At 71.7% G+C, this 24,768-nt stretch carries 16 protein-coding genes; 9 read left to right on the forward strand and 7 right to left on the reverse strand.

Going from position 1 to position 24,768, the window contains the following annotated elements; genetic code table 11:
* The 3 genes from ACIRQH_RS23170 (at position 1) to ACIRQH_RS23180 (ending at position 5,297) form a co-directional block, all read left to right on the forward strand.
* Positions 1 to 2,211 (forward strand): CDP-glycerol glycerophosphotransferase family protein, encoded by a 2,211-nt coding sequence (locus tag ACIRQH_RS23170; protein ID WP_404226913.1) that lies wholly within the window; start codon positions 1 to 3, stop codon positions 2,209 to 2,211.
* Positions 2,212 to 2,285: 74 nt separating this feature from the next.
* Complete coding sequence (locus tag ACIRQH_RS23175) at positions 2,286 to 3,542, forward strand: hypothetical protein (protein ID WP_404226929.1); 1,257 nt, start codon at positions 2,286 to 2,288, stop codon at positions 3,540 to 3,542.
* A gap of 84 nt (positions 3,543 to 3,626) precedes the next feature.
* Positions 3,627 to 5,297 (forward strand): hypothetical protein, encoded by a 1,671-nt coding sequence (locus ACIRQH_RS23180; protein WP_404226914.1) that lies wholly within the window; start codon positions 3,627 to 3,629, stop codon positions 5,295 to 5,297.
* 20 nt (positions 5,298 to 5,317) lie between these two features.
* Here the strand turns inward: ACIRQH_RS23180 and ACIRQH_RS23185 are convergent, their stop codons facing one another.
* Positions 5,318 to 5,731, reverse strand: a complete 414-nt coding sequence (locus ACIRQH_RS23185; RefSeq protein ID WP_081221601.1) for an organic hydroperoxide resistance protein — start codon at positions 5,729 to 5,731, stop codon at positions 5,318 to 5,320.
* Between the two features lie 124 nt (positions 5,732 to 5,855).
* Between ACIRQH_RS23185 and ACIRQH_RS23190 the strand changes: the two genes are divergently transcribed.
* Entirely contained in the window at positions 5,856 to 6,353 is a 498-nt protein-coding gene (locus tag ACIRQH_RS23190) for a MarR family winged helix-turn-helix transcriptional regulator (RefSeq protein ID WP_388866408.1), read from the forward strand.
* Here the strand turns inward: ACIRQH_RS23190 and ACIRQH_RS23195 are convergent.
* Positions 6,247 to 7,788: a hypothetical protein gene (locus ACIRQH_RS23195; RefSeq protein WP_404226915.1), complete on the reverse strand. Its 1,542-nt coding sequence runs from the start codon at positions 7,786 to 7,788 to the stop codon at positions 6,247 to 6,249. The two genes, ACIRQH_RS23190 and ACIRQH_RS23195, sit on opposite strands and share 107 nt — an antisense overlap.
* Before the next feature lie 141 nt (positions 7,789 to 7,929).
* Between ACIRQH_RS23195 and ACIRQH_RS23200 the strand changes: the two genes are divergently transcribed.
* The 3 genes from ACIRQH_RS23200 to galE all read left to right on the forward strand — a co-directional run bounded on the left by ACIRQH_RS23200 (position 7,930) and on the right by galE (position 11,904).
* Positions 7,930 to 9,195 (forward strand): glycosyltransferase 87 family protein, encoded by a 1,266-nt coding sequence (locus ACIRQH_RS23200; protein ID WP_404226916.1) that lies wholly within the window; start codon positions 7,930 to 7,932, stop codon positions 9,193 to 9,195.
* Between the two features lie 58 nt (positions 9,196 to 9,253).
* Positions 9,254 to 10,858: a glycosyltransferase family 2 protein gene (locus tag ACIRQH_RS23205; protein WP_388866416.1), complete on the forward strand. Its 1,605-nt coding sequence runs from the start codon at positions 9,254 to 9,256 to the stop codon at positions 10,856 to 10,858.
* A gap of 65 nt (positions 10,859 to 10,923) precedes the next feature.
* Positions 10,924 to 11,904 carry a UDP-glucose 4-epimerase GalE gene (gene galE, locus ACIRQH_RS23210; protein WP_388931342.1) on the forward strand — a complete coding sequence of 327 codons (981 nt, stop codon included), beginning with the start codon at positions 10,924 to 10,926 and terminating at the stop codon, positions 11,902 to 11,904.
* A gap of 129 nt (positions 11,905 to 12,033) precedes the next feature.
* Here galE and ACIRQH_RS23215 read toward each other — a convergent pair whose 3' ends face one another.
* On the reverse strand, positions 12,034 to 12,690 hold the full coding sequence (locus ACIRQH_RS23215) for a TetR/AcrR family transcriptional regulator (RefSeq protein ID WP_388866419.1): 657 nt from the start codon (positions 12,688 to 12,690) through the stop codon (positions 12,034 to 12,036).
* A 168-nt stretch (positions 12,691 to 12,858) separates the two neighbouring features.
* On the opposite strand from ACIRQH_RS23215, the gene ACIRQH_RS23220 reads away from it, so the two are divergent.
* Both ACIRQH_RS23220 and ACIRQH_RS23225 read left to right on the forward strand, forming a co-directional pair.
* A complete protein-coding gene (locus ACIRQH_RS23220) occupies positions 12,859 to 13,779 on the forward strand; it encodes an ABC transporter permease (protein WP_358815082.1) in 921 nt (306 codons plus the stop codon).
* Between the two features lie 82 nt (positions 13,780 to 13,861).
* Entirely contained in the window at positions 13,862 to 14,623 is a 762-nt protein-coding gene (locus ACIRQH_RS23225; RefSeq protein ID WP_358815115.1) for an ABC transporter ATP-binding protein, read from the forward strand.
* Between the two features lie 147 nt (positions 14,624 to 14,770).
* Here ACIRQH_RS23225 and ACIRQH_RS23230 read toward each other — a convergent pair whose 3' ends face one another.
* The 4 genes from ACIRQH_RS23230 to ACIRQH_RS23245 all read right to left on the reverse strand — a co-directional run bounded on the left by ACIRQH_RS23230 (position 14,771) and on the right by ACIRQH_RS23245 (position 24,557).
* Positions 14,771 to 15,922 (reverse strand): glycosyltransferase, encoded by a 1,152-nt coding sequence (locus ACIRQH_RS23230; protein ID WP_388866423.1) that lies wholly within the window; start codon positions 15,920 to 15,922, stop codon positions 14,771 to 14,773.
* On the reverse strand, positions 15,919 to 18,816 hold the full coding sequence (locus ACIRQH_RS23235; RefSeq protein WP_404226917.1) for a CDP-glycerol glycerophosphotransferase family protein: 2,898 nt from the start codon (positions 18,814 to 18,816) through the stop codon (positions 15,919 to 15,921). Before ACIRQH_RS23235 ends, ACIRQH_RS23230 begins: the two co-directional genes overlap by 4 nt.
* A gap of 37 nt (positions 18,817 to 18,853) precedes the next feature.
* A complete protein-coding gene (locus ACIRQH_RS23240; protein WP_358815085.1) occupies positions 18,854 to 19,357 on the reverse strand; it encodes a GtrA family protein in 504 nt (167 codons plus the stop codon).
* Positions 19,358 to 19,616: 259 nt separating this feature from the next.
* Positions 19,617 to 24,557: an NAD-glutamate dehydrogenase gene (locus tag ACIRQH_RS23245; RefSeq protein ID WP_388866429.1), complete on the reverse strand. Its 4,941-nt coding sequence runs from the start codon at positions 24,555 to 24,557 to the stop codon at positions 19,617 to 19,619.
* Positions 24,558 to 24,768 lie beyond the last annotated feature (211 nt).

The following is a 24,768-nucleotide window of genomic DNA, read 5'->3' on the forward strand; positions in this document are numbered from 1 at the left end:
GTGCCCCGCTTCAGCATCATCGTCCCCGTCTTCAAGGTGCAGGGCTTTCTGCGCGAGTGTCTCGACTCGGTCCTGGAGCAGTCGTACACGGACCTCGAGGTGATCGCCGTCGACGACTGCTCCCCGGACGGCTGCGGAGCGATCCTCGACGAGTACGCGGACCGCGACCCGCGCGTGCGGGTGCTGCACCTGCCGGAGAACGTGGGGCTCGGCCGTGCCCGCAACGCGGGCATGCCCCTGGCCACCGGGGACTACCTGTTCTTCCTCGACAGCGACGACACCCTCACGCCGGGCGCGCTGCGCGCCGTCGCCGACCGGCTGGAGGAGACCGCGGACCCGGACGTGCTGGTCTTCGACTACGCCCGCACCTACTGGTGGGGCGGCACCCGCAGGAACGTGCTCGCCCGGGTGCTCGCGGAAGCCGGCGCCGGAACCTTCTCGGCGTCCGAACACCCCGAGATCCTCGACCTGTTGATGGTGGTGTGGAACAAGGTCTACCGGCGCGGGTTCGTCGAGCAGGACGGCTTCGCCTTCCCGCCCGGCTACTACGAGGACACCCCGTGGACGTTCCCGGTGATGCTCAGCGCCCGGCGGATCGCCGCCCTGGACCGGATCTGCCTCGCCTACCGGCAGCGCCGCCAGGGCAACATCCTGTCCACCACCAGCCGCAAGCACTTCGACATCCACGACCAGTACGAGCGGGTCTTCGCGTTCGTCGACGCCCGGCCCGAGCTGTCGAGCTGGCGCCCCTACCTGCACCACAAGATGGGCGAGCACTGTCTCGACATCCTCTCCAAGCCGGACCGGCTGCCGGAGGGCGACAAGGCCGAGTTCTTCCGGTTGACGGCCGCGCTGTTCCGTAAGCACCGGAGCGGTCCCGTGCCGTCCGAACTACGGGTACTGGAAGGCGGGTTCACGCGCTATCGGCTGCGGCGGCAGGCCGCGCGGGCGGGACGGGAGCTGAGCCGGCGCGGACAGCAGGTGCGCAGGGCCGCCACGGTGCGGATCGAGCGCGGCTGGTCCTCGCTGCACGAACACCGCCCGCTGGACCCGAACCTCGCGGTGTACTCGGCCTTCTCGCACCGCGGAGTCCTCGGCGACCCGGCGGCCGTGTACACGGCGGCGCGTGAACTCGCCCCGCACATCCGGGGCGTGTGGGTGGTCCGCGACGAGGAGCAGGCGGCGCTGCTGCCGCCGGACACCGAGCACGTGCTGCTCGACTCGTCCCGCTACCGCCGGGTGACCGCGCGGGCCACGTACTTCGTGAACAACGTCAACTGGCCGGGCTCCCTGGTGAAGCGTCCCGGCAGCGTCCACATCCACACCCATCAGGGCACCCCGCTGAAGTTCATGGCCGCGGACCTGCTGCACAAGCCGGGCGCCCGGCACGGCTTCGACGTGCCGCAGATGCTGCGCCGCGCCGACCGCTGGGACTTCAGCCTGGTCGCCAACCGCCACTCCGAGCTGGTCTGGGACCGCGCCTACCCCTGCCACTTCACGTCGCAACGGACCGGCAGTCCGCGCAACGACGTCCTCGTGCGGGCCCGCCCCGAGGACGGGGCGGCGGTCCGCGAACGCCTCGGCATCCCGGCGGGGAACCGGGTGGTGCTGTACGCGCCGACGCGCCGCGACTACGTGCGCGGCGGGCACGCCGACCGGCTCGACCTCGCCCGGTTCGCGGACGATCTCGGGGACGACCACACCCTCGTCGTACGGCTGCATCCCTCGCTCGCGGACGGTCCGGCGCGCGGGATGGGCCTGGCCGAGCTGCACCGGCGGGGGGTGCTGGTCGACGCGACGGACGAGCCGTCCGTCGAGGACCTGATGCTCGCCTCCGACGCGCTGGTCACCGACTACTCGGCCCTGATGTTCGACTACGCCAACCTCGACCGGCCGATCGTGCTCCTCGCCGACGACTGGGGCGCGTACGCGGCGAGCCGGGGCGTCTACTTCGACATCACCTCCGACGCGCCGGGTCATGTGGCGGGCACGCAAAGGGAGTTGGCCTGGCTTTTCGCGTCGGGGTCCTGGCGGGACGCGGAGTCGGCGCGACTGCGGGCCGGATTCCGTGCGCGGTTCTGTGAGTTCGACGACGGGAGGGCCGCCGAGCGGGTGGTGCGGACGCTGATGCTCGGCGAGCGGCCCGAGGCCCCCGCACCGGCCGTCGCGGTCCCCGCGCAGGCGGGACACGACGTCCTCGCGTCCTCGTGAGCACGCCGACGGCCGCGCGCACCCCGCGCCCCTGGGCGCGGGCACTGCGCCGGCCGCGGTCGGCGCGCGGCTGGGTGGTGGTGATCGCCGCGGTCTTCGCCGTGCTCCAGCTCGCCAACATCACCGGCCGGGACACCCCCGACTCCAAGAACTACCTGTCGTACGCGCTGAGTCTGAGCGGCGACAGCAAGCACGAGGCCGCCGCCCGGACGATCGACTACGCGTGTGCGAGCAAGGCGTCCGTCGCGCGCCGCAACCAGGCCGTCGACGTGGTGCGCTTCCACCGCGCCAGTCCGACGCGACGGGTGGTCGAGGAGTGCCGTCGCGCGGAGTGGCGGGTGGTGTCCGCGCGCCTCGCGGCCGGGCAGACCGTCGGCCACACGGTGCCGTTCATGCCGCCGCGCTTCATGCGGATCTTCGAGGTGCGGCCCGGCTATCCGGTGCTGCTGGTCCCGTTCATCACGGTGTTCGGGGTGACGTGGGGCCTGTGGGCGTCGAGCGTCCTCGTGACCGTGGCCGGGGGTGTCCTCGTCTTCCACGTGCTGCGGACCCTGCGCACCTCAGCCGGCGCGGCCCTCACCGGTCAGGCGCTCTTCTACGTCCTGCCGTGCGGGACCACCGCGATGCGCCCGATGACCGAGGGTCTGATGCTGACGGTGACCCTGGCGGCCCTGTGGGGCTGCGCCCTGATCCTGGAGGGCCGCGTGCGGGCCGGGACCTGGCTGGCCGGCGCCTCACTGGCCGTCCTCTTCACGGTCAAGCACTCGCAGGCGCTCTTCCTCGGCCTGTGTCTGGCCGCCGTCTGCGCCCTGCGCCTGGTGCGCCGGCGCCGGTGGGACGGGCCGCTGCGGACGCTCGGGGTGGTCGCGGGGTGCGCTGCGCTGTGCACCGTGCTGCTCGCGAAGGCGCTGCGCTACCCCTCCGAGTCGGAGAGCCTCCAGGACCTGCTGACCGGGCACTTCGCCCGTCCCGACCGGCCCGGCCCGTGGCCGGAGTTCTTCCATCTGGAGACCGCGTTCTGGATCGAGTGGCTGCGCCGGCAGCTGTGGGAGCCGCTGTTCCTGGCGGCCGTGACGGCGGCCGGATGGGGGGCGCTGCGCCGGCACCGCGCCTTCGCGCCCTTCCTGCTGGCGGCGGCGTTCACCGGGGTGCTCAACCAGGCCGGGCATCCGGACATCAACATCTGGGGCGACCGGCTGATCGTGCTGCTGTGGCTGCTCCCGGTGGTCGGCCTGCCGCTGCTCCTGGACGCGGTCGTCGGTCCGGACGTACGGGCGCTCACCGGCGCGGTGCCGGGGCCCTCGCGGCGGGACGCCGAGGTCGCCCGATGAGGTGATCTTGGGCTAGCGGCCCGACCCCTGCGGGCATATACGGCAAATGCCGGAAACCGCTGAGCCCGCCTCCCCTGCCGCCCGATGAGCGCCGATGTCCTCGCCCGGCGGGGGGCCGTCCGGGGCGCGACCGCACTGCGCGGCGGCGGCACCTGGCGTCCGACGCCTTACCAGCTGTTCGGCGGCCTGTTCTGGCTGGTGGTGACGCTCGCCTACTGGCGTGTCCCGCTGTGCTGCGACGCGGGCCAGCACGCGGCGGTCGTCGAGCGCCTGCGGGCGCATCTGCTCCATCCGCTGCACCCGATGGCGGACCTGCCGGGCGCGGGAAGCCCGTACTACTCGCCGTACGCGGTGGCGCAGGGCGCGTTCGCGCGGCTGACCGGGCTCGGCGGCTGGGCGGTCGTGCGGCTGTCCGGACCGGTGAACCTGCTGGTGCTGCTGACCGGCATCGGCCGTTTCGTGCGGACGCTGACGCCCCGGCCGTGGGCGCCGGTCCTCTGCCTGTTCGCGATGGTGCTGCTCTGGGGCACGGAGCGGGCCTGGTGGAGCGGCTATCTCGGGCTGATGTCGATGACGGGCAATCTGGGCTATCCGTCGACGTTCGCCATCGGACTGACCTTCTGGGCCTGGGCGTTGACGGCCACGCGCGCGGCGGGCACGACCGGCGGCGCCGTGCGCTTCGTGGGCCCGGCCGGTCTCAGCAGCTGGTGGGGGTACGCGGCGCTCGGCGGGCTGTACGGGCTGATCCTGCTCGTCCACCCGATCACCGCGATCGCGGCGGCGCTCGGAGCCGTGGCGTTGGTGGCGGGCTCCCGGCGCGGCCCGCGTCCGGCCGTCGTCGGCCGGTGGCTGCTGACGGGCGCGCTGGCACTCCTCGTCGCGTACACCTGGCCGTACTTCGACGTCCTCGCGCTGACCGGGGACCGCAGCGTGGACGCCATGCACGAGCGGCTGTACGACGGGATGCCCGGGCACTTCTGGCTGGCCCTGGCCGGGCTGCCGGCTCTGTGGCTGCGGGCCCGGAGCGCCCGCAGGCCCGGGGGGCACGGGTGGCGCGATCCGCTGGTGCTGCTGTTCGCGCTGGACTGCGCGGTGGTCGCCTACGGCTGGGTGAGCGGGCACTACACGTACGGCAGGATCCTGGGGCTCACGCTGGTGCCGCTCCAGTTCGCGCTCGGGGTGGAGCTGGCGGCGCCGCGGCCGTGGGGCCGGGGGCGGCGGCTGCTGGGGTGGGTGGCGGCCTGCGCCGCGCTGGCCGGGTTCCTCACCGTGCAGGCCGGGGCGGTCGTGCCGCGCGCGCTCGACCCGCTCGGCTTCGACCAGCCGCCGCACTGGCCGACGTACGACTGGGCGGCCCGGCACATCGCACCGGGCGAGGCGGTCATCACCGACGGGTACTACGCCGTGCACCTGATCGCGGGCTACGGCCCGGACCTCGCCGCGCCCGCCTGGCCCGACCCCGCCCTCGACGAGGGTGAGCGGCGCCGGCGGGTCGCGGCCGTCCACGCCTATCTCGACCCGGCCTCGACACGGGCCGAACGCACCGCCGTCGCCCGCCGGTACCACGTCCGCTGGCTGCTGCTGACGCGCTGGCGGCGGGTTCCCGAGGAGGCGACGGTGGTGGCGTGGAGCCGCGAGACCGGGGAGGTGCTGGCCCGGGTCGGCACGGGGGCCGGTCCGGCAGGGGACACGGGCACGGCAGGTGGCGGGGCCGCCGGCGCGGCGGCCGGTCCCGGGGTTCGTCCCGCCCGGTGACGCGCCGCCGCGGATGACGGCTACTCGATGACGAGCTCGACCGGGATGTTGCCGCGGGTGGCGTTGGAGTAGGGGCAGACCTGGTGGGCCTGCTCGACCAGCTTGCGGCCGGTGGCCTCGTCCACGGTGTCGGGCAGCTCGACGCGGAGCGTGACGGCCAGGCCGAAGCCCTCGCCCTGCTTGCCGATGCCGACCTCACCGGTCACCGCGGCCTCGGAGACGTCGACCTTCGCCGCGCGGCCGACGACGCCGAGGGCGCTCGCGAAACAGGCGGCGTAACCGGCGGCGAAGAGCTGCTCGGGGTTGGTGCCCTGTCCGCTGCCGCCCATCTCCACCGGGATCGCCAGCTGGAGGTCGAGCTTGCCGTCCGAGCTCACGGCACGGCCGTCGCGGCCGTGGGTGGCGGTGGCGACTGCGGTGTAGAGCGTGTCCATGAGGACCATCCCTCTCAAGTCGGTTCCTTGGCGGGGCCGCCGGTCCGGCGGCCCAACGACCAGAATTAGAGCACGCAATTCAGTTGTGCACAACTTAATGGCTCGCACGAGCTATCCTGGATCCATGACCGCGACACCCGCGCCGGCCTCCCCGGCCCCCTCCGACGGGGACTTCCTCCGCCTCGACCAGCAGATCTGCTTCTCGCTGAACGCCGCCTCGCGCGCCTTCGGCGGTGTGTACCGGGTGGTCCTGAAGGACCTCGGGCTCACCTACCCGCAGTACCTGGTGATGCTGGTGCTGTGGGAGCACGGCGAGCTGCCCGTGAAGAAGCTCGGCGAACATCTGCGGCTCGACTCGGGGACGCTGTCGCCGCTGCTGAAACGGCTGGAGGCGGCGGGCCTCGTGCTGCGGGAGCGCAGCACGCGCGACGAGCGGTCCGTGCAGGTGCGCCTCACCGAGGAGGGCAGCGCCCTGCGGGAACGCGCGGCGTCCGTGCCGCGCCGGATCGGGGCGGCTACCGGGGCGGACCTGGAGGAGATCCGAGAGCTCCGGGACCGGCTCGACCGACTGACGGCCGCTCTCGACCGGGCGGCTCGGTCGCAGACACCGGGCTCCACGTAGGCCTGCGCACGTAGAGACGCATCGTCACCCCGCGGCGGACGACCTGCTCGCGGGGCACGAACTGCTCGTCGACCACGGCGAGTTTGACGCGTTCGGTGGGAGTGCCCGGATACCAGGAGGGCACCGTCGCGAACGGCTCGGCGACCAGCCACACCCGGTCGAGCCCCTTCAGCCGGCGGCGCAGTTCGGCGGCGCCCGCCTCACGGCCGTACAGGGTGCCCGAGGCCGGCGCCGGAACACTCAGCGCGATGTCGCGGATCCCCAGGAACCCCCTCGGATAGGCCAGGGCCGCGCGCCGGGCCAGGGAGGGCAGGAACAGCACGGGGTCGCCCGGGCGCAGTTCGCGGTGGGCGACGGCCGAGACCGCGGCGAGGTTGTCGGGGCGCCGGTCGGGGCTGCGGTCCTGGCGCAGGATCGGGAGCTGGACGGCGAAGGCGAGGGTGACGCCGAGGACGCCGCTGAGGACCGCGTGCGGCAGCAGCCTGGGCAGCAGCCCGGTGAGCCGTTCGGCTCCGGCCGCCGCGAGGAGCGGTGCCCCGGCGAGCGCGTACAGGACGTACCGATCGTCGTAGAGGGGCCACCAGCGCGACACGGTCAGCAGCACCAGCGGCGGCACCGCGGCGAGCGGCAGGGCGACGGCCGGGAGGGTGAGCGCGCCGCGGCGGGCCGGGCCGGGCACGAACGCGAGGGCGGCGAGCAGGAGATAGGGCAGGACCACGAGCCGCGCCGGACCGGTGAACGTCGCGAGCAGACGCTCCGCGCTGCCGAGCCCGGTCCGTGACAGCCAGGAGACCTGCTCGGACTGTCCCTGCGAGACGATCAGGAGCGGCAGCAGCACGAGGGCCACGCCCGCGGCGGCGGTGAGCCAGCGTCGCCACACCCGCGCGGGTGGACGCGCGAGGGCCAGCGTGCAGGCGTGTGCGAGCAGCAGGAGCAGGGCCATCTCGTGCAGCAGGCAGGTGACGGCGAGCGTCGTGCCGTACGCCCACCAGGGCCCCCGCCTCGGGGACGGCACGGCCCGCACCAGGAGCAGGGTGGCTCCCGCCGCTCCGGCCGCAACGAGGGCGTAGGAACGGCCTTCCTGGGCGAAGTGACCGGCCATGGGCGTGACGGCGTACAGGAGCCCCGCCCACAGGCCGACCCGTGGCCGGCACAGGCGGACGCCGAGGGCGGCGACCAGGCCGGCGGTCGCGGCGGCGCCGCACACGGAGGGCAGGCGCAGGGCGATCTCGCCGGGGTACGGGGCGAGGACGGCGTGCATGCCGAGGTAGTACAGGCCGTGCACGGCGTCCACAGTGTGCAGCAGGTGCCAGATCTGGGGCACCGAGCGCCGGGCGACCTGGAAGGTCACCGCCTCGTCGCGCCACATGCCGCCGCGGTCGAGCCCCCAGAGCCCGATCACGAGCATCACGAGCACGGGCAGGAGAACGGCCACTGTCTCCGGACGCCCCACTGCCGACCGTCTGACCCACGCATACACCATGGGCCAAATTTTTTGCTATTAAACAACCTTTGGCCGGTATTGACGGCGTATCGACCGCAATAGCCCATCCATGCGGCTTACGATCCGGCCTTGATGAGCGCCCTCAGGAACCACCGCCCGCTTGCCCTCGCCGCCGCCTGGCTCGCCACCCGCGCCCTGATGCTGTGGCTCCTCGCCCACGACGACCTCCGTCTCCTCGGCCGGGGCGGGGTGTCCCGCGAGGTCGGAGATCTCTACTTCCGCTGGTACGGCGTCCTGTCGCAGGGCGCGTTCCCGGCGGGCGACCGGCTGTGGCAGTACCCGCCCGGCGCGGGTCCCGTCCTGCTGGCGCCCGCGCTGCTGCCGTGGCTGACCTACGTCACGGCGTTCGTGGCGCTCACCCTCGTGGCCGACCTGGTGATCGCCGTCGCGCTCACGCGCGCGGGACGGCGGCCCGGCCGCAGCCTGCGCGGCGCCCTGCTCTGGGTGCTGGGCCTGCCACTGCTGCTGCACATCCCGCTCGCCCGGTACGACGTGCAGGTCACCGCCTTCGCCGTGCTCTCCCTGCTGGCACTGTCGCGCTCCCCACGCGCGGGCGGGGTGTTCGCCGCACTGGGCGCCCTGGTGAAGGTGTGGCCCGCGCTGGCGCTGATCGGCACGCCGCGGGGCCGGACCACCCGGGAGGCCTGGACGTCGGCCGCGGTCGCGGCCGCCGCACTGCTCGCCGTCCTCGCCGCCGCGTTCAGCAACCCCTTCGACTTCCTGCGCCAGCAGGGTGGCCGGGGCGTGCAGATCGAATCGCTCGGCGGCACGGTGCTGGGGTTCGCGCGCCACGCCGGCTGGCCGGGAACGGCCCGCTACCAGTACGGCGCCATGGAGTTCGTGGGCCCGTACGTCAGCTCGGTCGCGGCCGGCTCGCTCGCACTGACCGTCGCGGCGTTCGGGATCCTGCTGTTGTGGCGGGTGCGGGCCCGGCACTGGACGGCGGCCACGCCGTACGACGCGGCGCTCGCCGCCGTCCTGCTGTTCACGGTGACGAGCCGGGTGATCAGCCCCCAGTACATGGTGTGGCTGCTCGGCCTGGCCGCCGTCTGCCTGACCTCGCGGCACACCACCCAACGCCCGGTCGCCGCGCTGATCGTGGCGGCGACGGCCGTCAGCACGGTCGTGTACCCGGCGATGTACGGCGAGGTGATCCACAGCACCTGGACGGGCTGCCTGCTGATGCTCCTGCGCAACGGCCTGCTGGCCGCCGCGGCGGGCCTGTCACTCGTACGGCTGTGGCGGTCAGGACTGCCCCCGACCACGGCGGGCCGCATCCCGCGGCGCCGGACACGCGGCCCGCGCCGCGTCCCCGCCGGAACGCGGACAGGACACTGAGGGTTCCTTAAAGGAGAATTGCGGCAACTCATCCGAATCCGGACCGTGGACCGCACTCATGACCCCTCATCGCGCGAAGGTCACCGTCGTCGTCATCGGCTACGACGACGCCGACCACGTGGCGGACGCCGTGCGCTCCGCCCTCGCCCAGGGCGACGCCGTGCGCGAGGTGATCGCCGTCGACGACTGCTCGACCGACGGCAGCGCCGCCCTCCTCGACACACTCGCGGCCGGGGAGCCGCGCCTGACGGTGATCCACCGGGCCGTCAACAGCGGCGGCTGCGGCAGCCCGCGCAACGACGGCATCGACGCGGCGACCGCCCCGTACGTGATGTTCCTCGACAGCGACGACGTCCTGCCGGCCGGCGCGGTCGACGCGCTGCTCGGCACGGCCGAGGCGCACGGCGTCCAGGTCGCGGCCGGGCTGTGCGTGCGACGCGAGCTGCCGTCGGGCCGCGAGGTCCCCTGGGAGCGCGCGCTCTACGCGGGACCCGCCGTGCTCCCCAACCCGTCCCGCCGCCCGCGTCTCGCGCACGACACGCTCTGCGTCAACAAGCTGTACCGCACCGACTTCCTGCGTGAACACGGCATCCGCTTCCCCGACGGCCGCTACCCCTACGAGGACTGCGTGTTCACCGCGCGCGTGCTGGCCGCCGCGCCACGCGTCGCACTGATCCCGGACACGGTCTACGTGTGGCACGTCCGGCGCGACGCCGAGCGCCTGTCCATCTCGCTCGACCGCGCGGACATCTCCAACTGGCGTGCGCGCACCGAGGCGAACCGGGCGGCCTACGAGATCCTCCTCGACGCCGGCGAGAAGCGGCTCGCGCGGGCCGTGCACGCCAAGTTCCTCGACCACGACCTGCGGATGTACACCCGCGAGCTGGAACAGCGCACCGCCGCCTACCGCCGCGCCTGGTGGGACCACACGCGCGCGTACCTGTCGACGTTCGACGCGGCCGACCTCACCCTCAACCCGAGCGCCCCCGGCCGTCTCCTCGCCCGCGTGCTGCTGGCCTCGCACCGACCGCGCGACCTGCCCCGCCTGCGGGAACTGGCCGCCCGCCCGGCCCGGCTGCTCCCCCCGTACGCCCGCGCCTCCGACGGCACTCCGGTCTGGTCCTCCGACCTCCCGCAGGTCACCCTGGAGCACTTCCTGGAGCGTCCGGCCCATCTGCTGCCGGCCGCCGTCGACGCGGAGCTGCGGGTCCGCGCGCGGGGCACCCGGCTGCGGTTGCGCCTGCACGAGATGTACGGCCGGATGGCCGAGGCCGGGCCGGCCTCGGTGGACGTGGTGTTCACGCGCCGCGAGGACGGCCGGGCGGGCCCGCGCGGTGAGGGCCGGCTGCTGGCCGACCGGTACGGCGACGTGTGGATGACGGAGACACCGGTGGAGTTGTCCGAGCTGGAGCCGGGCACCTGGGACCTGCGGCTGACCCTCCGCTTCCGCGACGGCACGAGCCGGGAGGTGACGGCGCACGCACTGGGCGGTCCCGGCCTGCTGCGGCGCCGCGCCGTCCCGGACGTCCACCACGGCGTCCGCAGCGTCTCCTTCCTGCAGCCGTACCGGACCCACGCGGGCGCGCTCGCCCTGCGCACCGCGTCCGGTTGGCGAGGAATGACCGACGTGCTGCGCCGCAGGGTCGGCCGCCTGCTTCACTGATACGCGCGGACACGCGGGGATGCGCGACGGAGCACCACGGGCTCACTGACGAGGGGACGGCCCACATGACCTGGCTGATCACCGGCGGCGCCGGCTACATCGGGGCGCACGTCGTCCGCGCGCTGCGGGAGGCGGGCGAGCGCGCCGTGGTCTACGACGACCTGTCCACGGGGATCGCCGAGCGGGTGCCGTCGGACGTCCCGCTGGTGGTCGGCTCGACCCTGGACGGCGAGCTGGTGGCCCGGGCACTCGCGGAGCACTCGATCACCGGGGTCGTCCACCTGGCGGCGAAGAAGCAGGTCGGCGAGTCCGTGGACCGGCCCCTGCACTACTACCGGGAGAACGTCGAGGGACTGCGCGTCCTGCTGGACGCCGTGACCGCCGCGTCCGTGACCGCCTTCGTCTTCTCGTCCTCGGCCGCGGTGTACGGCATGCCGGACGTGGAGCTGGTGACGGAGGAGACGCCGTGCGTGCCGATGAGCCCGTACGGCGAGACGAAGCTCGCGGGCGAGTGGCTGGTCCGCGCGACGGGCCGCGCCAACGGCCTGTCCACGGCGTCCCTGCGCTACTTCAACGTGGCCGGTGCGGCGAGCCCCGAACTGGCCGACGTGGGCGTCTTCAACCTCGTCCCGATGGTCTTCGAGAAGCTGACGGAGAACGCGCCGCCGCGCATCTTCGGCGACGACTATCCGACTCCCGACGGCACCTGCGTCCGCGACTACATCCACGTGGTCGACCTGGCCGAGGCCCACGTCGCGGCGGCCCGCGCGCTGCAGGCCTCCCCCGGCGCCGACCTGACCCTCAACATCGGCCGTGGCGAGGGCGTTTCGGTCCGCGAGATGATCGACCGCATCAACGCGATCACCGGCCACGACCGCCCCCCGGTCACCACCCCCCGCCGCCCCGGCGACCCGGCCCGCGTCGTCGCCTCCGCCGCCCGCATCGCCACCGAACTCGACTGGAAGGCCCGCTACGACGTCGAGGACATGATCACCTCGGCCTGGACGGGCTGGACCCGACACCATCCGGGGGCGGAACGGGGCTGACCGGCGTCCGTGTGAAGAGGCTCGGGGGCCGCCCGGCGTCGGCACGCCGGACGGCCCCAAAGAGCACGTCGGTTGAACATCGCCGAGACGGGACCGCGGCGAGGCGTACCCCGCCGGCGGAACCGAACGTCACAACGCCTTGAGCGCGGCCGCCGTCGTGCGGGCCAGGTTGGCCAGGTAGGGCTTCGGGAGCTTGGGGCCGCGGACGACGACCGCCCGCCAGTACAGGGGGCCGGACATCAGGTCCAGGGCCAGTTCGAGGTCGGCGCCCTCGCGGACCTCGCCGCGAGCGGTGGCCGCCGCGACGATGCCGCTCGCGACGCCCTGCTGACCCTCCCGCAGCGCCTTCTGGAGGGCGTCGGCGATCTCGGGGTTGCGGGCCGCCTCGGCCTGGAGGTCGGGGATGATCTGGCCGGCGACCGGGTGCCGCAGAGCGCGCGAGGTGACCTCGTAGAGCAGGCGGAGGTCGCCCTCCAGGGAGCCGGTGTCGGGGGCGGGCAGCCCCTGGACGGCGATCGCCGAGACCAGGTCGAGCACGAGATGGCGCTTGGAGCGCCAGCGCCGGTACACCGCGGTCTTGCCGACCCCGGCACGGCGGGCGATGCCCTCGATGGACATCCGGGCGTATCCGACGGCCGCGAGCTCCTCGAAGACGGCGGCACGGATTGCTTCGGTCACATCCTCCCTCAGGACGGCCGCACCGGCGGGGGCCCGGCGACGCGGAGCCTTCCCGTCGGCAGGCGCGGGCGTGGCGGCACTCGCGGCTGTGTCGGCGTTCGTGGTCATACGGACCAGCATAGGCCGTTACGTCGAAACGGTTGCGTTCCGACGTAGACAGCCCTACGCTCACGTTGCGACGATACGGTCCCGTCCCGACGTAAGAGAACGGCAAAGAACAGTCCTCGAAACGGTCAGGACGCCCACGCACCCCACCCCCGAGCGAAAGCAACGGATGTGAGCCAGGTCCTCCACACCCCGCCCGCGACGGCGACGACGGCCTCCCCCGCCGACGACGCCGCGGCCTCCGCCGCCCGGTACGGCCTCACCGTCAGCGGCGCCCGCCCGAGCCTGCCCGCGTACGTCCGCCAGCTGTGGGCGCGGCGCCACTTCATCACCGCGTTCGCCACCGCCAAGCTCACCTCGCAGTACAGCCAGGCCAAGCTCGGCCAGGTGTGGCAGGTGATGACCCCGTTGCTGAACGCGGCGGTCTACTACTTCATCTTCGGCATCCTGCTCGGCACCAAGCACGGCGTCCCGGACTACATCCCGTTCCTGGTCACCGGCGTCTTCATCTGGACCTTCACGCAGAGCTCGATCATGGCGGGCACCCGGGCGATCTCCGGCAGCCTCGGCCTGGTTCGCGCCCTGCACTTCCCGCGCGCCGCGCTCCCGGTGTCGTACGCCCTCCAGCAGCTCCAGCAGCTGCTGTTCTCGATGGCCGCGCTCGTCGTGATCCTGCTGTGCTTCGGGGTGCCGGTCAGCGCCTCGTGGCTGCTCGCGGTGCCCGTGCTGGTGCTCCAGTTCACCTTCAACGCCGGCGTCGCGATGGTCATGGCCCGGATGGGCGCCCGCACTCCGGACATCGCCCAGCTCATGCCGTTCCTGCTGCGCACCTGGATGTACGTCTCCGGTGTCATGTGGAGCATCGACAAGGTGCTCAGCAACAACAAGCTGCCGCACTGGGCGATGGTCCTGCTGGAGAGCAACCCGGCGGCCGTCTACATCGACCTCATGCGCTTCGCGCTGATCGACAGCTTCCACGCGCACCAGCTGCCGCACCACGTCTGGGCCCTCGCGGTGGGCTGGGCGCTCGTCGCCGGCGTCGGCGGCTTCATCTACTTCTGGAAGGCAGAGGAGACCTACGGCCGTGGCTGACACCATCACGCACCAGACGCAGGCGACGCGGGACGCCCCGCCACAGGGCGCCGAGGCGGCGTCCGGAACGGGCTCCGAGCGCATCCCCACCGTCATCGCCGAGAGCGTCGACATCGTCTACCGCGTCAACGGCACCGGCGGGGGACGCGGCAGCGCCACCGCCGCCCTCAACCGCATGCTGCGCCGCAAGCAGACCGAGAAGGCGACGGGCGTCCGCAAGGTGCACGCCGTCAAGTCCGTGTCCTTCACCGCCTACCGGGGCGAGGCCATCGGCCTGATCGGCACCAACGGCTCCGGCAAGTCCACGCTGCTCAAGGCCGTCGCGGGCCTGCTTCCCGTGGAGAACGGCACGATCTACACGGACGGCCAGCCCTCGCTGCTCGGCGTCAACGCCGCCCTGATGAACGACCTCACCGGCGAGCGGAACGTCTACCTCGGCGGCCTCGCGATGGGCATGTCCCGCGAACAGGTCAAGGAGCGCTACCAGGAGATCGTCGACTTCTCCGGCATCAACGAGAAGGGCGACTTCATCACCCTGCCGATGCGGACCTACTCCTCCGGCATGGCGGCCCGGCTGCGCTTCTCCATCGCCGCGGCCAAGGACCACGACGTCCTGATGATCGACGAGGCGCTCGCCACCGGTGACCGCTCCTTCCAGAAGCGGTCCGAGGTCCGCATCCGCGAACTGCGCAAGAGCGCCGGCACGGTGTTCCTGGTCAGCCACAACAACAAGTCGATCCGCGACACCTGCGACCGCGTGCTGTGGCTGGAACGCGGCGAGCTGCGCATGGACGGACCCACCGGGGACGTCCTCAAGGAGTACGAGAAGTTCACGGGCAAGTAGCGGGCCGAGCCGAACTCGACCGCACCGAGCTGAAGCGACCTGAGCTGAGCTGAGGCGAACCGGACGGGACGCGGGCTGCCGAAGCCCCGCGTCCCGTCCGGCGTCCGGCGACCCGGCACCCGGCGTTCGGCCCTCAGCGTTCGGCCCTCAGCGCTCCAGGAACCCGAACAGTTCCTCCCACCCGCGGACGACCTCATCGGTCGTGAAGCGCTGGACGTTCACGCGCGCGGCCTCGCCCATGGCGTCCCGCAGGGCCTTGTCGGACATCAACGTGTCGAGTCGGCGGGCCAGTTCACCGGTGTTGCCGAGGGTCGCGAGGAGGCCGTCCTCACCGTCCCGGATGATCTCGTGGACGCCGGGCGCGCAGTCGAAGGCGGCACACGGGACACCTGCGGCCATCGCCTCCATGACGGCGAGCGGGAACCCCTCGCCCCGCGAGGAGAGCACGAACACCGAGCCGCCGCGCAGAGCGCCGGGCACGTCGCTCGTCCGCCCCATCCACTCGACCGAGTCGTCCAGCCCGAGGGCCGTGCACTGCTTCTTGAGGAGCTCCTCGTCCTCCCCCGAACCGTAGATCCGCAGCCGCCAGTCCGGATGCAGCGGTGCCGTCTCCGCCCAGGCGTCGAGCAGCATGTCGATGCCCTTCTGGTCGTGCAGCCGGCCGATGCTGACGACGACGTTCTCGGTGCGCGGTGAGGGCACCTCGGGCATGAACGGCAGCGGGTTCGGCATGAAGGACACGTTGTTCAGGCCCTGCCTGATCCACAGGTCGGCGTCCTCGCGGGTGAGCGCGAGCATCCGGTCGACGTCCTCGTAGTGCTTCAGGACCCGTCGGTAGCGCGAGGTCGACCGGGAGTAGGCGAAGGACTCGTGGCTCATCCCGATGACGGTCAGCCCGTCGGTGTCGGCGAGTTCCACCCACTCCATGGCCCACACCTGCGTGACGATGACGACACCGCCGGGCCGCGCCGTCCGCAGCAGTTCGGTCAACCGGTCGGCCCGTTCCCGCATCCCGGCCGCCCGTTCGGCGCGCCGCCGGTGCTCGACGACGTCGATCCGCCCGCGCAGGCCGCCCGCCGCACGCACCTGCGGCGGCCGGACGTCGTACAACGTCGTGGTCGGGTAAGGGAGTTCGCCCAGCTCCTGGGGGACGTCGGGGTCGGTGATCCCGACGACGTGCACGCGGTGCCCGCGCTCCATGAACAGGCGGGCCATCTGATGCGACCAGCTGGTCACCCCGCCGAGTTCGTCGACGCTGTTGGAGACGAAGAAGATGTCCCGCTGCGGGAATTCGGTCATCCACGCCTCCAGTGCGCGAAGAACTGCTCGACGATGTCGCGAGACGCGGTCCCCTGGTCGTACTCGCCGAACTCGGCCGTGAACTGCTCCCTTCTCGGGGCGTACTTGACGGCCTGCTCCTCCAGCGAGCCGAGGACGACATGCAGTTCGTCCTCGGTGCGCACGACGGGTCCGGGAGCGCGCTCCAGCAGGTCGAAGTAGGTGCCGCGGCCCTCGTGCACGTACTCCTCGTAGTCGTGGACGAGGAAGAACATGGGGCGGTCGAGGAGGGCGTAGTCGAACATCACGGACGAGTAGTCGGTGATCAGTCCATCGGCCAGCCCGAGCAGCGGCGTCATGTCGTGGTGCGCGGTGACGTCGATGACGCGGCCGCGCACGGACGGCGGCAGCACGACGTGGTTGAGGTAGTGGGAGCGGACGAGCAGGACGTAGCGGTCGCCGAAGGTGTCGGCGAACCGCTCCACGTCGAAGGGCAGCTCGAACCTCTTCTGCCCGCTGCCGCGATGCCGGAAGGTGGGGGCGTACAGCAGGATCTGCTTGTCCTCGGGGATACCCAGCTCGGCCGCCAGCGGGCCGCGTTCGCGCCGTCCTTCGGCCCGTTCCCGCGTCCTCGCCAGGACGAGCTCGTCGTTGCGGGGATAGCCGACCCGCAGCAGGGTCCGTTCCTGGAGGCGGAACGCCCGCGCGAGGGTGCGGACATCGTGCTCGGAGCGGATCAGGAACCGGTCGAAGCGGTCCAGCGTGCGCTGCTGCACGTCCTGCGCCGTCCGCGACTTGAGCTTCCACTCCGGTTCGTCGAAGCCCATCCGCTTGAGGGCGGAGCCGTGCCAGGTCTGGAGGTACGTGGTCCGCGGCCGCTTGGTGAGCTTCAGCGGGTAGCTCTGGTTGTCGACCCAGAACTCGGCCTGCGCGAGCGCCCGCAGGTAGGGCAGCGACCAGCGGCGTACGAGAGTGGCGTCGTCGGGGAACCCGTCGGGCCGGCCGGCGTACGACCAGACCGCCTCGAACTCCAGGCCCTGGCGGCGCATCTCCTCGTAGAGGGCGCGGGGGCTGTCGCTGTACTGGCGGCCCAGGTGGCTCTCGAAGACGACGAGGCGACGGCGGACGGGGAGCCGGCTGAACACCTCGTGGTAGACGCGGATCTTGGCCGGTCCCGAGGTGAGGTCCTTGCGCAGCGAACGCGCCCTGCGGAATCCCGACTTGGCGAGGGCCCCGGCCCGGCCGTGCACACCGCGCTGCACGAGGGCGTTCGCCCTCTTGTCCGGGACCAGCCGGTAGGACAGGTGCCCGCGCGTGGAGACGACCGGCTCGAACCGGTCGGCGACCAGTCGGGTGAGCCGGGGCCGGACGGGCAACCTGCCCGCGATCAGGCCGGGTTCGGCGGCGGTGAGGCGTGTGGTGGTGCGGACCCCGTCGACGTCGAGGTGCAGCCGTACGTCCCAGACGGTGTCCACGACGCCCAGCGGGCGCACGGCCGTGAGGTCCGCCGAGCCCTCCCAGGCGATGGTGTCGCCGGCGTGCCACACGCGGGCCACGGGGAAGCGGAAGGTCTGGAAGCGGACGCCGCGCCGGCGGGCGTAGAACTCCAGCTGGGCGGTGAGCCGGGCGTCCGGCGGGATCACCCCGAGCGGGTTGGTGACGCGCCCGGCGAGCCGGACGGTCCCGCCGGGACCCGGCTCGTAGGAGGTCAGTTCGTCGCGCAGGAACATCTTCTCGACGGGCCGGGCGTGATAGCCGAGGTCGGTGACGTCCAGGACGTGCCGGCCGAAGGGTTCGTCGAGGTGTTCGGCGCACCAGTACACGCGGCCGTCGCGTTCGACGAGAGGCGAGGAGATCTTGTCGCGGTTGGCGAGGGTGTCCACGGCGGGCAGCAGGTTGTCCCAGTCGCTGACCTGGAGGAGGTACGCGCAGACGGCGTGGATGGGTTCGGCCTCGTCGAAGGCGGCGCGGTCGATCGACTCCAGGTACTGCCGGGCGATCGCGGCGAACTCCTCGCGGTAGGCCGCGTCCCGGAAGGGCAGTTCACGCAGGTGCAGCACGAGGTCGTGCTTGAGGAACTTGACGTCCTTGGCGAACTTCAGCTCCAGGAGCCCCCTGTCGGCGAGGAGCCGGTCGACGTGCCGGTGGATCTCCATGCGGTGCGCGAAGTTGGCGATCTCGTCACGCCGGTTGCTGATGGACTTCGCCGCCGCCTTGTCCGCGACCCGCCAGTCGTACACCCGGTTGGGGATGAGGGTGATGCGGCGGGCCGAGGCGTAGGCCTGGGCGGAGAAGAGCAGGTCCTCGTAGTGGATGCCGACCGGGAAGCGCAGACCCTCGTCGAGCAGGAACCGTCTGCGGTAGCACTTGTTCGTCGACAGGGTGTCGAAGACCATCAGGTCGGGCAGCTCCGAGATCGACTCCAGCGTGCGGGTGCGCTCGTACAGCCAGGGGTACCACTTGACCTCCTTGCCCGTGCGCGAGTCGACGTGGACGCGCACGCACAGGCCCGAGACGAGGTCGGCGCCGGTGGTCTCGGCGGCCTCCAGCATGTTGCGGCAGGCGTTGCGTTCCAGGACGTCGTCGCTGTCGAGGAAGACGACGTACTCACCGCGGGCCTCGGTGATGCCGCGGTTGCGGGGGGCGCCGCAGCCGCCGCTGTTCTCGGGCAGCCGGCAGGCGCGGACCCGCCCGGGATGGGCGGCGGCCAGTCCGCGCGCCACCTCGTACGAGCCGTCGGTGCTCCGGTCGTCGACGATGACGACCTCGACGGCGCGCAGCGTCTGGTCCAGGACGGAGCGGACGGCGGTGGGCAACCGGTCGGCGTCGTTGTAGACGATGACGACCACGGAGACAGCCGGCCGGGAGGGCCCGGTGCCGGACGGGGTGGACGCACGATGTTGATCCACGTTCATCCTATTTATCGTAGGGATCCCGCCCGATTATGGGGTGCTATCGCCCGTTCTTCGCGTGTTGGAACACCCAGGTCCGGTAGGCGACGAAGCGGAACGCGGAGGCCAGCACGATGGACAGCACCTTGGCGATGTTCGAGCCGAGCGAGCCGCTCATCCCGAACCCGTGGTACCCGAGGTAGAACAGGGCGCTCTCCATGACGACGCCGAGCCCGCTGAACGCGAAGAAGAGGGCGATCTGGCCGCGGGTGCGCGAGGCCCGGTCCCGGTAGGCGAAGAAGCGGAAACCGAGGTAGTTCGTGCCCATGGCGACGCAGCTGGCGATCACGGTGGCGACCATCGGGGCCCAGTTCAGGCCGTGCAGCGCCAGGTTGAAGAAGAGGACGTTGACGGCGACCCCGCTGCCCCCGACGACCGAGAAGCGCGCCAGCTCCAGGGCGAGCCGGCGGACGCGCGGGACCTTCGTGACGGCCCGAGGACCCCGGGGGCGGACGACGGGAGCGGCCGCGGCGGGGGCCTGCCGCTCGGTGAGGTGCACTGTCACGGGTCCGGGTCCTCCACACGTCTGTCCGTCGGTCGAGCAGTCAGTCGGGCCAACCTTAAGGCAAATGTCCTATTTAACAGGTATAGGTAAATTGCGAGCCGGGGTTTCGTCGCACACCCCTCCCCGTCCGGACACGGGAAACACGGGCGCCCCCGGGCCGGGGACCCGGGGGCACCGCGCCGACACGTGAGGCACCTCACGACGAACGGGGGCGCCCCGGACCAGGAAGAGGTCCCGGGCGCCCCCGTCGGCGTACCGCCTAGGAGTGCGCGCGCAGCAGCGTCCGCATCGTCCGCATCGCCACCGAAAGGTTCGCGAGGTCGAACGAGTCCGAACCCCGGATCTCCTCCAGCGTGGCGCGGGCGCGTCCGAGGATCGGCGCGTTCTTCTCCTGCCAGGCCTCGAAGCGCTGCTCCGGCGTGGAGGCGCCGTCGCCCACCGCGAGCACGTCCGCGGTGAGCGCCGCGTGGGCCGCGTAGAGGTCCTCGCGGATCGACGCACGGGCCATGGACTGCCAGCGGTCGGCACGCGGCAGCTCGATGATGCGGTCCATGAGCTGCGTGATGCCGAGCCGGTCGGCGAGGTCGTAGTAGACCTCGGCGACGGCCATCGGGTCCTTGCCCGTGCGGTCGGCCACCGAGACGATGTCCAGCGCGGGGAAGGCGGACGAGAAGCCGGCAACGCGCGTGGCGAGCTCGTCGGGCACGCCGGCGGTCGTCAGCTCGTCGTGGATCCGCTGGTACCACTCCAGGTCCGCGCCGCGCAGCAGCTTGGGCAGCTCCGACCACACGTGCTCGACACCCTCGGCGAAGAAGGTGATCGTCTCGGCGAGCTGGAGCGGCTGCGGCCGGTTGTTGAGCAGCCAGCGCGTGCCGCGCTCCACGAGGCGGCGCGAGTGCAGCCGGATCCGGGTCTGGACGTCGGCGGCGACGACATTGTCGAGCGCCTCCACCGCGTCCCACACCGCGCTGGAGTTGAAGATCGTGCGGGCCGCGGTCTGCGCCCGGACGATCTCCTCCAGTGAGGCACCCGTCTCCTCACGCAGGCGGTGCAGGAAGCTCGTACCGCCCGTGTTGACCGTGTCGTTGACCAGGACGGTCGTCACGATCTCGCGGCTCAGCGCGTGGCCCTCGATCTGCTCGCGGAACTTGTCGCGCAGGGCCGTCGGGAAGTACGCGTGCAGCAGGCTCTGCAGGTACGGGTCGTCGGGCAGCGAGGTGGCGAGCAGATCCACGGAGACGGTGATCTTCGTGTACGCGAGGAGTACGGCCGTCTCGGGACCGGTCAGACCCTGGCCGGCGGTGAGCCGCTCGCGGATCTGCCGCTCGCTGGGCAGGAACTCCAGCGCCCGGTCGAGATGCCCCTCGCGGACCAGCGTGCGCATGAACCGCTGCTGGGCGTGGAGCATGCTCGGGGACTGGGCCAGCGCGTTGGCGATCGCCGTGTTCTGCGCGTAGTTGTTGCGCAGCACCAGGGCGCCGACCTCGTCGGTCATCTCGGCGAGCAGCTTGTTGCGCTGCTTGACGGTCAGATCGCCGTTGGCCACCACCGCGTTGAGCAGGATCTTGATGTTCACCTCGTGGTCCGAGGTGTCCACGCCCGCGCTGTTGTCGATGGCGTCGGTGTTGATCTTTCCGCCGTGCTGCGCGAACTCGATCCGGCCGAGCTGGGTCAGGCCCAGGTTGCCGCCCTCGCCGACGACCTTGACGCGCAGTTCGGCGCCGTCGACACGGATCGCGTCGTTCGCCTTGTCGCCGACCTCCGCGTTCGACTCGGCGGACGACTTCACGTACGTGCCGATACCGCCGTTCCACAGCAGGTCGACGGGGGCCTGGAGGATCGCCCGCATCAGGTCGGCCGGCGTCATCTTCGCGACCTTCGACTCGATGCCGAGGGCCTCGCGGATGTGCGCGTTGACCGGGATGGCCTTGGCGCTGCGCGGGAAGACACCGCCACCGGCCGAGATCAGCCCGGTGTCGTAGTCCGCCCACGAGGAGCGCGGCAGCTCGAACAGGCGGCGGCGCTCGGCGTACGAGGTCTCGGCGACCGGCTGCGGGTCGATGAAGATGTGCCGGTGGTCGAACGCGGCGACCAGCTTGATGTGCTCGGAGAGCAGCATGCCGTTGCCGAACACGTCACCGGACATGTCGCCGACACCGACCACGGTGAAGTCCTGCGTCTGGGTGTCGACGCCCAGCTCCCGGAAGTGCCGCTTGACGGACTCCCAGGCGCCGCGGGCGGTGATGCCCATCTTCTTGTGGTCGTAGCCGGCGGAGCCGCCGGAGGCGAAGGCGTCGCCGAGCCAGAAGTCGTAGCTCTCGGCGACCTCGTTGGCGATGTCCGAGAACGTCGCCGTGCCCTTGTCGGCGGCGACCACGAGGTACGTGTCGTCCTCGTCGTGCCGGACGACGTCGGCGGGCGGCACGATCTCACCGGCGACCAGGTTGTCGGTGATGTCGAGCAGCGCCGAGATGAAGGTCCGGTAGCTGCGGATGCCCTCGGCCAGCCACGCGTCGCGGTCGGCGGACGGGTCCGGCAGCTGCTTGGCGACGAAGCCGCCCTTGGCGCCGACGGGCACGATGACGGTGTTCTTCACCATCTGCGCCTTGACCAGACCGAGGATCTCCGTACGGAAGTCCTCGCGCCGGTCGGACCAGCGCAGACCACCGCGCGCGACCTTGCCGAAGCGCAGGTGCACGCCCTCCACGCGCGGCGAGTACACCCAGATCTCGAACGCCGGGCGCGGCGCCGGGAGGTCCGGGATGGCCGTCGGGTCGAACTTCATGGAGACGTACGCGTGAGGTGTGCCGTCCGCCGTCTTCTGGAAGAAGTTCGTGCGCAGGGTCGCCTTGATGAGGTGCAGGAAGGACCGCAGGATGCGGTCCTCGTCGAGGGAGGCGACCTGGTCGAGCGCGGCGTCGAGCTCCTCCAGCAGAGCGTCGGTCAGCTCGACGCCGGCGCGCTGGCGCTCCGGCGACATCCGCGCCTCGAAGAGCGAGACGAGCAGCCGCGTGGTGTGGACGTTGTTGCGGAGGGTGTCCTCCATGTAGTCCTGGCTGAACGTGGAGCCCGCCTGGCGCAGGTACTTCGCGTACGCCCGCAGCACCATCGACTGCCGCCAGTTGAGGCCGGCGCTCAGCACGAGGGCGTTGAAGCCGTCGTTCTCGGCCTGCCCGGTCCAGGTGGCGGCGAAGGCCTCCTGGAACCGCTCGCGGCCGTCGTCGCCGAGGTAGTCGCCGTTGCCGGTCAGGGACTTGGGCAGCCGGAGCCCGAAGTCGTAGATCCACGCCGTCGTACGGTCCGAGCAGCGCAGTTCGTACGGGCGCTCGTCGGTGACCTCGACGCCCATGCGGTTCAGGGCGGGCAGGACCGCGGAGAGCGAAACCTGCTCGCCGGTGCGGTAGATCTTGAACCGGCGCTCGCCGGGGGCCGCGCCGACCGGCTCGTAGAGGCTGAGCGCGAAGTCCTTGCTCTGCTCCTGGCCGAGCGCCTGGAGGTGCACCAGGTCGGCGACCGCGGAACGCGGTGAGTGGTCGGCCTTGTATCCCTCGGGGAACGCGTTGCCGTAGTGGCGCAGCAGTTCGGCGGCGCGCTCCTCACCGCACTCGGCGGTCAGTGCCTCGCCGAAACCGTCGGCCCAGGAGCGGGCGGCCTCGACGAGACGCGCCTCGATCCGGTCCTTGTCGGCGTCGGAGAGCTGCGCCAGCTCGGTGCCGGGCTCGACACGGACCACGAAGTGCAGCCGGGACAGGATCGACTCGGTGTTCCAGGCCGTGAAGTCGACGCTGGTGCCGTTGAGCTCTTCCTTGAGGATGTCGATGATGCGCAGCCGCACACCGGTGGTGTAGCGGTCGCGCGGCAGGTAGACGAGGGCCGAGTAGTAGCGGCCGTACTCGTCCTGACGCAGGTAGAGCCGCAGCCGGCGGCGTTCCTGGAGGTACAGGACGGAGGTGACGATCGCCCGGAGCTCGTCGGCGGGCGTCTGGAACAGCTCGTCGCGCGGGTACGTCTCCAGGATCTGGAGCAGGTCGCGGCCGTCGTGGCTGTTGGGCGAGAACCCGGCCCCGCGCAGGACCTCCTCGACCTTGCGGCGCACGACGGGCACGCGGCGCACGGACTCGGTGTACGCGGCGGAGGAGAAGAGGCCGAGGAAGCGGCGCTCGCCGACGACCTCGCCGTTCTCGTCGAACTTCTTGACCCCGACGTAGTCCAGGTACGACGGCCGGTGCACGGTGGCACGGCTGTTCGCCTTGGTCAGGACGAGCAGCTTGTGCTCGCGGGCCTTGGCGCGGGCGTCCGCGGGCAGCCGCTCGAAGGACGGGCTGACCGGGTGGCTGTCATCGTCGCCGTGCTGCGGGTCGGAGCGCAGGATGCCGAGCCCGGTGCCGGGAACGGCGGTCAGCGAGTCGTCGTCGCGCAGCTGGTACTCGCGGTACCCGAGGAAGGTGAAGTGGTCGCCCGACAGCCAGCGCAGCAGCTCGCGGGCCTCCTCGACCTCCTGCTCGCGCAGGTCGTCGGCGGCGGGCTCGGCGGGCAGCTCGTCGGCGATCCGCAGCGCCGCGTCGCGCATCTTCTCCCAGTCCTCGACGGCCTCACGGACGTCGGACAGGACACGGAGCAGGTCGGCGGTGATCTGCTTCAGATCGGCGCGGTCGGTCTCGCGGTCGATCTCGACGTGGATCCACGACTCGACGTGCGCGTCGTGCGGCAGGTCCTCGGCGGAGGGCCGCGTGGGCAGCACCTCGATGAGCTTGCCGGTCACGTCGCGCCGTACGACGAACTGCGGGTGGATCACGACGTGGATGCCGCGGCTCTGGCGCGACAGCTCGTTGGTCACCGAGTCGACGAGGAACGGCATGTCGTCCGTCACCACCTCGACGACGGAGTGGCTGCAGGTCCAGCCGTTCTCCTCGACGGTGGGGGTGTGCACGCGCACGTTGGCCGTGCCCTGAGGGCGGTTCTCGGCCAGTCGGTAGTGGGAGAAGGCCGCTCCGAAGACGTCGACCGGATCACGGTCGCTGAGGTCCTCCGGGGCCGTGTGCAGGTAGTAGCGCTGGAGGAACGCGAGCACGGTGTCCCGGTCAGGGGTGCCCTCGTCCGTCGTCCCAGTCGGTAGGTGCCCCCCGACCGGGCTGTTCTCAGCTACCCGGGCGGCCCGTTCGAGCAGCTCGGCCTTGGCTTCGTCCAGCTTGGTCTGCATTGTCCTCTGGCTCCTGTCGCGCGCCGTTGCGTGACGTTGAAGGAAGTACGGTCTCGTCGCTTCCGACGCAACGCCGTGACGCGGGGTGTCCGGTCTGCTTCGACGCTATGCCGCAAGGTGAGATGAGCGGGGGGTTATCGGCCATTCTCGGCGCCCTCGGGGACTGTGACGCTGCTCTCGGCGACGTCCGTCTCTCGGGTGCCCTCGACGT

Source organism: Streptomyces sp. NPDC102279, from assembly GCF_044766365.1.
In the GTDB taxonomy this organism is placed as follows: Bacteria; Actinomycetota; Actinomycetes; order Streptomycetales; family Streptomycetaceae; genus Streptomyces.

What these genes read in the sequence shown, in the direction of transcription:
- ACIRQH_RS23180 (WP_404226914.1), top strand. Translation starts at nt 3,627, where the DNA reads ATGAGCGCCGATGTCCTCGCCCGGCGGGGGGCCGTCCGGGGCGCGACC.
- ACIRQH_RS23185 (WP_081221601.1), bottom strand. Translation starts at nt 5,731, where the DNA reads ATGGACACGCTCTACACCGCAGTCGCCACCGCCACCCACGGCCGCGAC.
- ACIRQH_RS23190 (WP_388866408.1), top strand. Translation starts at nt 5,856, where the DNA reads ATGACCGCGACACCCGCGCCGGCCTCCCCGGCCCCCTCCGACGGGGAC.
- ACIRQH_RS23200 (WP_404226916.1), top strand. Translation starts at nt 7,930, where the DNA reads ATGAGCGCCCTCAGGAACCACCGCCCGCTTGCCCTCGCCGCCGCCTGG.
- ACIRQH_RS23205 (WP_388866416.1), top strand. Translation starts at nt 9,254, where the DNA reads ATGACCCCTCATCGCGCGAAGGTCACCGTCGTCGTCATCGGCTACGAC.
- galE (WP_388931342.1), top strand. Translation starts at nt 10,924, where the DNA reads ATGACCTGGCTGATCACCGGCGGCGCCGGCTACATCGGGGCGCACGTC.
- ACIRQH_RS23215 (WP_388866419.1), bottom strand. Translation starts at nt 12,690, where the DNA reads ATGACCACGAACGCCGACACAGCCGCGAGTGCCGCCACGCCCGCGCCT.
- ACIRQH_RS23230 (WP_388866423.1), bottom strand. Translation starts at nt 15,922, where the DNA reads ATGACCGAATTCCCGCAGCGGGACATCTTCTTCGTCTCCAACAGCGTC.
- ACIRQH_RS23235 (WP_404226917.1), bottom strand. Translation starts at nt 18,816, where the DNA reads ATGAACGTGGATCAACATCGTGCGTCCACCCCGTCCGGCACCGGGCCC.
- ACIRQH_RS23245 (WP_388866429.1), bottom strand. Translation starts at nt 24,557, where the DNA reads ATGCAGACCAAGCTGGACGAAGCCAAGGCCGAGCTGCTCGAACGGGCC.